Source organism: Candidatus Symbiopectobacterium sp. NZEC151 (genome assembly GCF_025962655.1).
Taxonomy (GTDB): Bacteria; Pseudomonadota; Gammaproteobacteria; order Enterobacterales; family Enterobacteriaceae; genus Symbiopectobacterium.
Window position 1 is genome coordinate 1,014,249 of the sequence record NZ_JAGFPE010000001.1, and the last position, 11,744, is coordinate 1,025,992.

Annotated in this window: 12 protein-coding genes and 1 pseudogene; 7 read left to right on the forward strand and 6 right to left on the reverse strand. The window is 51.9% G+C overall.

The features are described 5' to 3' along the window. From J5067_RS04630 to hemA, 4 genes are read right to left on the reverse strand one after another with little or no spacing between them, the layout of a single operon-like run. Positions 1–393 carry a SirB2 family protein gene (locus tag J5067_RS04630; protein WP_264650536.1) on the reverse strand — a complete coding sequence of 131 codons (393 nt, stop codon included), beginning with the start codon at positions 391–393 and terminating at the stop codon, positions 1–3. After that, entirely contained in the window at positions 393–1,244 is an 852-nt protein-coding gene (gene prmC, locus J5067_RS04635) for a peptide chain release factor N(5)-glutamine methyltransferase (protein ID WP_264650537.1), read from the reverse strand. Before prmC ends, J5067_RS04630 begins: the two co-directional genes overlap by 1 nt. Continuing rightward, positions 1,244–2,326, reverse strand: coding sequence for a peptide chain release factor 1 (prfA, locus tag J5067_RS04640; RefSeq protein ID WP_264642716.1), 1,083 nt, complete (start codon positions 2,324–2,326; stop codon positions 1,244–1,246). The genes prmC and prfA overlap by 1 nt, the downstream gene beginning before the upstream one ends. Before the next feature lie 40 nt (positions 2,327–2,366). Beyond that, positions 2,367–3,623, reverse strand: coding sequence for a glutamyl-tRNA reductase (gene hemA / locus J5067_RS04645; RefSeq protein ID WP_264642717.1), 1,257 nt, complete (start codon positions 3,621–3,623; stop codon positions 2,367–2,369). Between the two features lie 258 nt (positions 3,624–3,881). Between hemA and lolB the strand changes: the two genes are divergently transcribed. The 4 genes from lolB to J5067_RS04665 all read left to right on the forward strand — a co-directional run bounded on the left by lolB (position 3,882) and on the right by J5067_RS04665 (position 6,743). Beyond that, positions 3,882–4,505 carry a lipoprotein insertase outer membrane protein LolB gene (gene lolB, locus J5067_RS04650; protein ID WP_264642718.1) on the forward strand — a complete coding sequence of 208 codons (624 nt, stop codon included), beginning with the start codon at positions 3,882–3,884 and terminating at the stop codon, positions 4,503–4,505. A 2-nt stretch (positions 4,506–4,507) separates the two neighbouring features. Further along, a complete protein-coding gene (gene ispE, locus J5067_RS04655) occupies positions 4,508–5,383 on the forward strand; it encodes a 4-(cytidine 5'-diphospho)-2-C-methyl-D-erythritol kinase (RefSeq protein WP_264650538.1) in 876 nt (291 codons plus the stop codon). 152 nt (positions 5,384–5,535) lie between these two features. Further along, on the forward strand, positions 5,536–6,483 hold the full coding sequence (gene prs, locus J5067_RS04660) for a ribose-phosphate diphosphokinase (RefSeq protein WP_195313487.1): 948 nt from the start codon (positions 5,536–5,538) through the stop codon (positions 6,481–6,483). 131 nt (positions 6,484–6,614) lie between these two features. Continuing rightward, complete coding sequence (locus tag J5067_RS04665) at positions 6,615–6,743, forward strand: hypothetical protein (RefSeq protein ID WP_264642720.1); 129 nt, start codon at positions 6,615–6,617, stop codon at positions 6,741–6,743. A 5-nt stretch (positions 6,744–6,748) separates the two neighbouring features. Here the strand turns inward: J5067_RS04665 and ychH are convergent, their stop codons facing one another. After that, positions 6,749–7,021 carry a stress-induced protein YchH gene (gene ychH, locus J5067_RS04670; protein ID WP_222160621.1) on the reverse strand — a complete coding sequence of 91 codons (273 nt, stop codon included), beginning with the start codon at positions 7,019–7,021 and terminating at the stop codon, positions 6,749–6,751. A 363-nt stretch (positions 7,022–7,384) separates the two neighbouring features. Here ychH and pth point away from each other — a divergent pair, with 363 nt between their 5' ends. The 3 genes and pseudogenes from pth to J5067_RS04685 all read left to right on the forward strand — a co-directional run. After that, positions 7,385–7,972 (forward strand): aminoacyl-tRNA hydrolase, encoded by a 588-nt coding sequence (gene pth / locus J5067_RS04675; protein WP_264650539.1) that lies wholly within the window; start codon positions 7,385–7,387, stop codon positions 7,970–7,972. A 128-nt stretch (positions 7,973–8,100) separates the two neighbouring features. Next, on the forward strand, positions 8,101–9,195 hold the full coding sequence (ychF, locus tag J5067_RS04680; protein WP_264642722.1) for a redox-regulated ATPase YchF: 1,095 nt from the start codon (positions 8,101–8,103) through the stop codon (positions 9,193–9,195). 87 nt (positions 9,196–9,282) lie between these two features. After that, positions 9,283–9,435, forward strand: a pseudogene (locus J5067_RS04685) (IS3 family transposase); the annotation flags it as partial. Positions 9,436–9,539: 104 nt separating this feature from the next. Here the strand turns inward: J5067_RS04685 and J5067_RS04690 are convergent. Next, a complete protein-coding gene (locus J5067_RS04690) occupies positions 9,540–11,375 on the reverse strand; it encodes a DNA/RNA non-specific endonuclease (protein ID WP_264650540.1) in 1,836 nt (611 codons plus the stop codon). Between the last annotated feature and the right edge of the window lie 369 nt (positions 11,376–11,744).

Below are 11,744 nucleotides of genomic sequence, written 5' to 3' on the forward strand. Positions count from 1 at the left end.
TTATTCCATCAGAAATGCGAGTTTAGTGATTGCTGCCTGTGCAATCAGAAAGAAACACACCAATGCCAGGATAAACGCCACCCAGCGCAGGCTCAGGCTGCGTTGGCGTCGACCCAGCGCGATGTGTCCCAGTAAAATGTAAATGATAACGCCAAACAGCTTCGCCGTCAGCCAGCTTTCTTGAGCAGAGAAAGGATAAAAGCGATTGATTACGATCAGTGCAATACCGCTCGCTAACAGTAGCGTATCGTTAATGTGTGGCAGCACCTTGACCCAGCGCTGTTGCAGCGCGGGAGAGTGACAGCACAGCCAGTAAAAGCGCGTCACAAACAGCCCAAGCGCGACGGCAACGGCCAGCACGTGCACCGTAACAACGACGGAATGGTACGACATTATGCCTCTCCCCCAGCCGTCGGCCACTGCCCCAGCGTCACGCGCTCGTTACCGCCATAATCGCGACAGGTGGCAACCTGATGAAAACCGCGCTGTAGCAGCAACTGCCGCACCGGTTCACCTTGCTGCCAACCGTGCTCTAACAGCAACCAGCCATTATTTTTCAAATATTGCGGAGCCTGTTGAATAATCCAACGCAAATCAGCCAGTCCGCCTTCGGCAGCCACCAGTGCGCTGAGCGGTTCAAAGCGCACATCCCCTTCACGCAGGTGGATGTCTTCGGCATCGATATAAGGCGGGTTGCTGACAATCAAGGAAAAGCGCGTGGTCGCTACGGGTTCAAACCAACTGCCATGCAGAAAGTGGACATTAGAAAGATGCAATGCAGCACTATTACGTTGTGCCAGTGCTACCGCGTCCGGCTGAACGTCAACCCCGGTCACCTGGCAGTCCGGGCGTTCACTCGCCAACGCCAGCGCAATCGCCCCTGTGCCGGTGCCCAAATCCAGCACCGTCGGTGCACTGAGCGGCGCCATGCACTGCAACGCCTGTTCCACCAGACACTCAGTGTCAGGGCGCGGAATCAAGGTAGCCGGTGAGACCGCCAAGGGCAGAGACCAAAACTCACGCTCCCCCGTCAAGTAAGCCACTGGCTCACCGTTGATACGCCGAGCCAACAGCGCCGACAGGCGCTCAAGCTGGGCCTCATCAAGCAATGTTTCACCAAACGCCAGCAGAAACGTGCGCCCTTTGCCCGTGACGTGTTCAAGCAGAATTTCCGCATCACGTTTCGGGCTTTCACTGTGGGTAAGACGTTGTGCCGCCGTTGCCACCCAGGTGCGGTAATCCATTATTCCTGCTCGGACAGCGCGGCCAACTGATCGGCCTGATACTCTTGCACCACGGGTTGGATCAGCATATCCATCTTGCCTTCCATCGCTTCATCCAGTCGGTAAAGCGTCAGGTTAATGCGATGGTCAGTCACGCGTCCCTGCGGGAAGTTATAGGTGCGAATGCGATCGGAACGGTCGCCGCTGCCCAACAGGTTACGGCGCGTCGACGCTTCTTCCTGCTGGCGTTTTTGCATTTCTGCTGCGCGGATTCGCGCAACCAGCACCGACATGGCCTTCGCCTTGTTTTTGTGTTGGGAGCGCTCATCCTGACACTCGACCACAATCCCGGTTGGTAAGTGGGTGATACGAATGGCCGAGTCGGTGGTGTTAACGTGCTGACCACCGGCACCGGACGAGCGGAAGGTATCAATACGCAAATCCGCCGGGTTGATATCGGGGGTTTCCGCTTCGGGCACCTCGGGCATTACCGCGACCGTACAGGCCGAGGTGTGGATACGCCCCTGCGATTCTGTGGCGGGCACGCGCTGCACGCGATGGCCGCCCGACTCAAATTTCAGTTGACCATAAACGCCATCGCCACTCACTTTGGCAATCACTTCTTTATAGCCACCGTGCTCACCGTCGCTGGCGCTCATGATTTCCACCCGCCAACGGCGCGATTCGGCATAACGGCTGTACATGCGAAACAGATCGCCAGCAAACAGCGCGGCCTCATCACCGCCGGTGCCTGCACGCACTTCAAGGAAGCACCCGCGTTCATCGTCCGGATCTTTCGGCAATAACAGCACCTGAAGCTGCTGTTCCAGCACTTCAGTGTCAATTTTCAACTGTTTTAATTCTTCCTGCGCCATATCGCGCATTTCCGCATCGTCCAGCATCAATTCTGCGGTTTCACTGTCTTCTTGCACCTGCTGCCAGCGTTGGAAACAGCGCGTAATGTCCGCCAACTGTGCATATTCGCGAGATAATGCCCGAAAGCGCTCCATATCGGAGATAACGCTCGGCTCACCCAGCAGGGCTTGTACTTCCTCGTGACGTTCTTGTAACGCTTCCAGTTTGGCAACAATAGAAGGCTTCATGCGTGCGGTTAATTCCTGTCAACTAAGAATGGAGGGGGTGCTAGTCCAGCCCAAGGCTGTCGCGTAAAATGTGTAATCGGTTCAGATCGCCGTCGCGGGCAGCCTGCTGCAACGCGGCGGTAGGCGCATGAATGAGGCGGTTAGTGAGACGCGAGGTTAACGCGTCCAGCACCGCTTCCACATCATTGCCTTGCTGAATGGCCGTAAGCGCTTTCGCCGTCATCTCCGCACGAATCGCCTCTGCCTGTGAACGGTATTCTCGAATGGTCTCTACCGCAGACTGCGCACGCAGCCAGGCCATAAAATCGGCAGACTCTTGCTGCACGATGGATTCAGCCTGCACCGCCGCCGCCTGACGCTGCGCCATGTTGTGCTGAATGATGGCATGCAAATCATCCACGCTATAAAGGTAGACGTTGGGTAATTTGCCCACTTCCGGCTCGATATCGCGCGGCACGGCGATGTCCACCATCAGCATTGGCTGGTTGCGTCGGGCCTTCAGCGTCCGTTCCATCATGCCTTTTCCGATAATTGGCAGCGTGCTCGCGGTGGAACTGATCACGATATCGGCCTGTGCCAGATAGTCATCCAGTTCGCCCAGCGTGATCGCTTCAGCACCGACTTCTGTGGCAAGGACTTGCGCGCGTTCGCGGGTGCGATTGGCAATCACCATGCGCTTTACCTGATGTTCGCGTAAATGGCGCGCCACCAGTTCGATGGTTTCTCCCGCCCCGACCAGCAGCACGGTAACACCCACCAGTGATTCAAAAATCTGCCGCGCCAACGCACAGGCCGCAAACGCCACCGACACCGCACTGGCGCCGATATCCGTTTCCGTACGCACCCGTTTTGCCACCGAAAACGAGCGCTGGAACAAGCGTTCCAGCTCGCTGGAGAGTGAGTGACCGCGTTGGGATTCGGCAAAGGCTTTTTTGACCTGCCCAAGAATTTGCGGCTCGCCCAGCACCAGCGAATCCAATCCGCTGGCAACACGCATCAGGTGGTTAACCGCCGCATTATCCTGATGCCAGTAGAGGCTACTTTTCAGTTCGTCAGGGTGCAGATGGTGGAACTGGCACAGCCAGTCGACCACCTGTTCGCGCTGATTCTCCCGCTCATCGACACTGAGATACAGCTCAGTACGATTACAGGTAGACAGCACAACCCCCCCCTGCACCAGCGGCTGCGCAAGCAGGCTGTGCAGAGCATCGCCCAGCGCATCAGGGGAAAACGCGATACGTTCCCTGAGTGATACTGGAGCAGTTTTGTGGTTGATGCCAAGCGCAAGCAGGGTCATTGGGTCATTCTTGAATAAACGCCGTCAAGAGTAATGCCGACGTTAGTATGGTCTTCGAGTAGGGGCATTCTACTTGATGCGGCGCAGCATGAAAAGCGACGCGGCGCGAAGTACCTCTATAGACGTAGGTGATATTGCGTGGCGCGTTCCTTTTTCTCTGTCATACATTGCCGCTGGGCATCGCTTGCAACGCATGGCACACTGTATCCATTCGACATGATGACGGGGTTTTTCTACCCTTAATAGGATATATGCAACATGTTACGTCACACCGCCCGCGCCTTACGGTTTCTGCCTTTAGCCAGCTTGCTGCTGACTGCCTGTACACTGACCAAACCCTCTGGTCCCAGCGCAACGTCGGATTCTCCAGCCTGGTTACAACATAAGCAGCAGGTACAGCAATTAAGCCAGTATCAGACCCGTGGCGCATTTGCCTATCTCTCCGATAGCAAAAAACTGTCGGCCAACTTTTTCTGGCAAGAGTCCTCTGCGCAGCGCTACCGTCTGCTGCTGACCAATCCGTTCGGCGGCACGGAACTGGAACTGCGCGCGCAACCCGATGGCATTCAAATCACCGACGGGCAAGGTAAACGTTATATCGGCAAAGATGCCGAGTACATGCTGTCTCAGTTGACCGGAATGCGTATCCCGTTGACCAATCTGCGCCAATGGATGATTGGCCTGCCGGGAGAGGCGCAGCAATTTACGTTGGATGAGCACGCACGGCTCAGCACGGCAACGCTGGTGCAAAACGGCCTGACGTGGGAAGTGAAATACCTCGGCTACGATGAAAGCGTCATGCCCACCCTGCCCAACGCGCTGGAACTGACGCAGGGCGAGCAACGCATCAAGCTGAAAATGAATAACTGGACGGTGCAATAAGCATGAGCGATGCGGCACAACTGACGCAGTGGCCCTCCCCGGCCAAACTCAACTTGTTTCTCTATATCACCGGCCAGCGCGCCGACGGGTATCACCTGTTGCAAACGCTGTTTCAGTTTCTGGATTATGGCGACACCGTCGACATCAGGTTACGTAACGACGGTGTTATCCAGCTACTCACCCCTTTGCCCGGTGTGCCTGACGACACCAACCTGGCGGTGCGCGCGGCAAGGCTGTTACAGACCTATTGCCATGAGCAGGGGCGCCAACTGACACATAACGGTGCCGATATCGCCATCGATAAACGTCTGCCAATGGGCGGCGGTCTGGGAGGCGGTTCCTCGAACGCCGCCACGGTGCTGGTTGCGCTCAATCACCTGTGGCAGTGCGGCCTGGATGAGGACACGCTGGCACAACTGGGATTACAACTCGGCGCGGATGTGCCGGTGTTTGTTCGCGGGCACGCCGCCTTCGCCGAGGGCGTCGGTGAGAGACTGACACCCGCCTCTCCGCCGGAAAAATGGTATCTGGTAGTGCATCCCGGCGTCACCATTCCGACCCCGCTGGTATTTGGCGATCCGGACTTACCGCGCAACACACCGGTACGCTCATTGGATGAGCTACAAAAACAGACCTTCGTCAATGATTGTGAATCTACCGTAAGAAAACGTTTTCGCGAGGTTGAACAGCGACTTTCTTGGCTGCTAGAATACGCACCGGCGCGCCTGACAGGAACGGGAGCTTGTGTGTTTGCCGAATTCGACACAGAATCCGCCGCCCGTCAGGTGCTTGACCAGGCCCCGGAAACGCTGAACGGTTTTGTTGCGCGTGGCGTGAACACCTCGCCGCTGCACCGTGTGCTTTCCGGGCAACGTTAAGCGTTGAAAAATTTTTACCCCGTATGGCGGGTTTATGCATTAAGTTCAACGCTTAACTCATACACCCGTATGCATATTTTACCTGCTGCCTCGCATCGCCCTCGAGACACCGGGTACAATATTTCTCTGGACGCAAGCCTGAGGTTCTTCTCGTGCCTGATATGAAGCTTTTTGCTGGTAACGCTATCCCCGAACTAGCGCAACGTATTGCCAACCGTTTATACACCAGCCTGGGAGACGCCGCTGTAGGTCGCTTTAGCGACGGTGAAGTCAGCGTGCAAGTCAATGAAAATGTTCGTGGTGGCGACATTTTCATCATCCAGTCCACCTGTGCACCAACCAATGACAACCTGATGGAGCTGGTTGTGATGGTCGATGCTCTACGCCGCGCGTCAGCGGGACGTATTACCGCCGTTATCCCCTATTTCGGCTATGCTCGCCAAGACCGCCGTGTGCGTTCTGCGCGTGTGCCGATCACCGCCAAAGTGGTCGCTGACTTTCTGTCAAGCGTTGGGGTTGACCGTGTCCTGACCGTGGACCTGCACGCAGAACAGATTCAAGGCTTCTTTGACGTTCCGGTCGATAACGTTTTCGGCAGCCCGATTCTGCTGGAAGACATGTTGCAGCAGAACCTGGAAAACCCCATCGTGGTTTCCCCGGATATCGGCGGCGTTGTGCGTGCACGTGCCATTGCCAAACTGCTGAACGACACTGACATGGCGATCATCGACAAACGTCGTCCGCGCGCCAACGTCTCTCAAGTGATGCACATCATCGGTGATGTCGCAGGGCGCGACTGTATTCTGGTCGACGACATGATCGATACCGGTGGCACACTGTGCAAAGCGGCAGAAGCATTAAAAGAACGCGGTGCCAAACGCGTCTTTGCTTATGCCACTCACCCGATTTTCTCCGGCAATGCGTATGACAACATCAAGAATTCGGTGATTGATGAAGTGATCGTCTGCGATACCATTCCGCTGTCGGAAAATATCAAAGCACTGCCTAACGTGCGCACATTGACACTGTCGGGCATGCTGGCGGAGGCTATTCGCCGCATCAGCAACGAAGAGTCTATTTCTGCCATGTTTGAACATTAATCAACTGCGTCCATTTCTGTTGTCGAATTGTTGTTATAACAAAACGTCACCCTCGGGTGGCGTTTTTTATTTTCTCGTGGGTAGCGCTAGGTGCAAGAAAAATACCGTTCAGCGTGACAATAATATCGCCGATGAACAATGGCGATAATTATTACCGGGTTCAGCTAAAACACATGAAGAAAATGCTCTGCGCGCAAAGCGGGTATTTTCTGCCAGAAGAAAAAAACATCCCGACGCCTGCCGAAACAGCAGGCGTCTGATATTATCAGGAATGGGGTTGCTGACGGCGGCAGCGTTTGTCGAAATGCTTCACCCACCAGTAGCGATCGGCGACGGCTTCACGCCCGCCAATACGCGCCCCGACCAGCCAGGTCATGGCACCGGCGAAAATGGCCATCAGGTCGAAATAGGTAAAGTAGGCGGGCAAGTTCAGCTCCGGTAATTGGCTGATGATGGTGAAGGCGATCCCCCCGACCATTAACACCATACCGATGCCCATAAATACGTTGCCCAGCATGACAGCATTTTTGCGTTTCATCTGTCACCTCCTGTAATGGTCAGGTAAAATACGTGACCGATCGGAAAAATGAAAATGCTACGTAACCGTCCTTGTTCTGATCTAATTATAGACGCTGTAGGCAATAAGGTATTGCGTAGGCGATCACAGATAAGCAAGTGTAGAAACGTTTTTTTACATTTAGTGCTCACCGCGGGTGAATATAATTAATCACAAATTTGAATTATTACCAAAGTGAATTATTTTCAGCCATTTTCTGCTGCACGACCATCCAACGCGCGACAAACAACCTGCTGAAGGCTTTTTCACTGCCCTACTCCTGTGTAAACTACGCGTTTGACTTTCTCTTATCGGCGTCATGAGACGCAATATCTGGGACTTAACGTGAGCAGTATCAAATTAATCGTCGGATTGGCGAATCCGGGAGCCGAATACGCCGCCACGCGCCACAATGCCGGTGCCTGGTACGTTGACCAGTTGGCCGAGGCTTATCGGCAATCGCTTAAAGAAGAGGCCAAATTCTTCGGCTATACCTCGCGCCTCAACCTGGCCGGTCATGATGTTCGCCTGCTGGTGCCCACCACCTTTATGAACCTCAGCGGTAAAGCGGTGGCGGCAATGGCAACCTTTTACCGCATCCAACCGGATGAAATTCTGGTGGCACACGATGAACTGGATCTTTTACCGGGGGTTGCCAAACTGAAACTGGGTGGCGGGCACGGCGGGCACAACGGCTTGAAAGACATCATGAGCAAATTAGGCAACAACCCTAACTTTCACCGTTTGCGCATTGGCATCGGCCATCCCGGCGACAAAAGCAAGGTAACCGGCTTTGTTCTGGGCAAACCGCCCGCCAGTGAACAGACGCTGATCGACGGCGCGATCGACGAAGCCATTCGCTGCACCGAGATTCTGCTGAAAGACGATATGGTTAAAGCAATGAATCGGCTGCACGCCTATAAACCTGCGTGAAGTGAGATTCCTGCGCAGGCGGTTCGAGTTAATGCGCCATTCCGTGTATAATTGGCGCCAACGTATTTATTTGTTCAGATGTAAAAGCATAACCATCTGATTAATAAGCTATTTAAGGTGATGAAAGTATGGGATTCAAATGCGGTATCGTTGGGCTGCCTAACGTGGGTAAATCTACGCTGTTCAATGCACTGACCAAAGCCGGTATCGAAGCGGCCAACTTTCCGTTTTGCACCATTGAGCCCAACACTGGCGTGGTGCCGATGCCCGATCCGCGTTTGGACAAGCTGGCCGAGATTGTTAAACCGCAGCGTATTCTCCCCACCACGATGGAGTTTGTCGATATCGCGGGTCTGGTAAAAGGCGCATCGAAAGGTGAAGGCCTGGGCAACCAATTCCTGACCAACATCCGTGAAACGGAAGCGATCGGCCACGTGGTGCGCTGTTTCGAAAACGACAACATCATTCACGTAAACAATCGGGTCGATCCTGCTGATGACATCGAGGTCATCAATACTGAATTGGCACTCTCCGACCTGGATACCTGTGAACGCGCACTGCACCGGGTGCAAAAGAAAGCCAAAGGTGGCGATAAAGAGGCGAAAGCGGAACAAGCTGCACTGGAAAAATGCCTGCCACAACTGGAAAACGCGGGCATGCTGCGGGCGCTGAAAACCTTGACTGATGAAGACAAGGCTGCCATCAAATACCTCAGTTTCCTGACGCTAAAACCGACCATGTATATCGCGAATGTCAACGAGGACGGTTTCGAGAATAATCCTTATCTGGATAAAGTGCGTGAAATCGCCGATGCAGAAGGTTCCGTGGTGGTGGCGGTCTGTGCCGCAGTGGAATCGGATATTGCTGAACTGGATGACGCTGACCGCGATGAATTTATGGCAGAACTGGGCATCGAAGAGCCGGGCCTGAACCGCGTCATTCGCGCCGGTTATGAGCTGCTTAGCCTGCAAACCTACTTCACCGCAGGCGTAAAAGAAGTGCGCGCCTGGACCATCCCTGTCGGCGCGACGGCCCCACAGGCCGCCGGTAAAATCCATACCGACTTTGAAAAAGGCTTTATCCGCGCGCAAACCATCGCTTATGAAGACTTCATCACTTACAAAGGTGAGCAAGGTGCGAAAGAAGCAGGGAAAATGCGTTCTGAAGGGAAAGAGTACATCGTTAAAGATGGCGATGTGATGAACTTCTTGTTTAACGTCTAATTTGATTTTGTTGTCTTATGGGATCTCATCGCATCTCATGAAGACTAATGAAACCTCTAAAATCCACGCCGTTGCGTGGATTTTTTCTTTTCGCAATACGGTTTTAAGAAGCTTTATCAGGTCATTCACAGACAGGGTAACGTATGAAATTATAAGCGAGTTCGTGGTATTTATTGTCTGTTAAAACTGAATTTTCGTCGAAAAGGAAAACAACGTTTGCCAGTACGTAACCCGGCGCCATGAGTTCCACCGGAGGCGCTTAATCAGAGCTGGTGGATTGATTTTATGCACGATGTATTCCTATCCCTCTATAAACAATAGTGTTACGAAGAATGCATGCGCATCTAATGGTGGTGCACATTACAAAGAAAAGACTTGTCCATCCTCCCTTCTGTACAAATTGAATTTTTGCAGCGAGGGCCTTGTCCACCTTTCGTTTTAGCCACGCACCTATTCGGCAAAGTACCACCATACTTATTTGCGATATTACTGATGATATTTGGGTTTGTGTGAAAGACATCCAATGCTCCAACAGCAATCCCTTTCAATATTTGAACCTCTGGTAAACGTGCAGAGAGATATCTAAAACCTGGTATCGCCAACACGTTCTGTTGTAGAAATTCTATAACTGCCGACAGGTCGTACTCGTTATCGGAAAGAAATTGAGCCTGAGCGGTTTGGTTGCCAATTATTAAAGATAGTAATGGATCTAGAAGTGTTACTTGTGGCAAGCCGAATGTCGAAGCCGCAACGGTCAAAAGACCAATTTCTGCACGATTTGCAGCAATACGCGTGCCTCCTTCTTCAGTTAGTAGAAAGTCTCCACCTCGCCCAAGTAAATCAACTATTGCCTCGGCTGCAAGTCCGCGAAGGAGATGTGGCGAAAGAGCGAAAGCAGGAAGAAGGGGAAATGCGCTCCACAAAGCGGCACCAATTGCCAATTTTGCAGGAATTTGTAACACATCCCAAACCTCCAACGTGTTTCCATAATTCACAAGACTGTTATTTTTTGTTTGAATAACATAGGATTCGCCATTTGTGTAACGCCATTGGCGGATGTGTCTTGAGTAGGGAATCCAACTACCTTTACCACCTTGCACCCACCAAGTGCAATTCAAGGCTGTAGGAATATGATCCTCTGTTGCCATTACTTCATTCAACTCAGGAGTCCAACCATAGCGTATGATATTGGCAAAATACCGAGGCCATTCCCAAGGCCATCGGCCATAAACAGGCTGCACTCGATAAGTAATTGTTTTTCCTGCCTTAACAAAGTTTAGAACACTGTCTTCAACTTGATTCAGGTGACTGGCGGCTGATGGGTTGTTGGTTGATTGAGTGAGAGGAGTAAGGTTTTTCCATTCATCTCCAGGCCCACCCAATTTTCCTCGAAGTAAGTGACCGGCAACATAGTAAGATTGACCGCCTGGGTTTCGACGCATCATCAATGATTTGTATGAAGCGTTACTCGCCTTCAAGGTATCGGAATCAGTTCCGCTTCCATCAGGTTGGTTACCTGAATTCAAACCATTTACCTGCATAAATGATCCAAATCCCCGCCCAGTGAGCGGCCCCCACAAAGGTAAAGCTTTATTATTGTTGTCTTCAACGTTTCCACGAATCATTCCTGCAATGCGGTAACCTAACCCGATACCTATGTCGCTTAAATTGTTACCGATAAGCTTACGCCCTGCTAATTTGAACCAGTCTCCTGGCGAGGCGAAATAGCCGATTTTCAAATTCCCAGGATCGTCTCCCTGTACTCTAATTGCACTCAGTTTAAAATCTGATTCCGCTACTTCCAATATCTGTTTCAGTTGCTCAGGATCAGGATCGCTTTCAGATATTTGTTGAGTAACCCATTTGTGCGCGGCTAGTTTTCTATCTGTAGTTGAAACATTTTCATCTTTGCTTGCATACGTATCATCCGCAGAGTCAGAAAAATAACCATTACTTTCTTCTTTCTGAATAGCACGCTGCTGTTGATTTGAAATGTTGTCCTGGAATTGATCTATCTGCTGAATGTGTGGACTATTGTTCATCACGTTCTCTTGCAGTTTTCGTTGAGCAACAGCTTCTGGTCGATTATCCACAAACCCAACGCCTTGCTTTACATTATTTTCCTTCTGAGCAACCCTTTTACTTATATTCTTCTTCGGTTTCTCTACTTGTGCATACATATCTCAACCCATTTATTTTTCAGTGATTGTTATAGGCAATGAATAAAGCCTATAACATCCAGATCGCCGTCAAGTGACCTTTAATTGGACTATCTTTATATCTAAAGAGGGCTCTTTAACTCCCATAAATACTCTGCAACGCTTGAGCCCCTAAACCATCCGCTTCATGCTCTAACGCCGGGTTATCATTCACCGACAGTTCCAACTCAATTATAGTCAGTTTCTTATAGTCGTCACACTTGCAATGTCTTTAAACAATCCTTCCAGTAACTGATCTTCAGAGAGAAGAGACATTGCGCAAATCGCAATGATACAGGGACAACAACGTCATCAGATCAAACATCCTCCTGTTAAAAAAACCACAGAGCG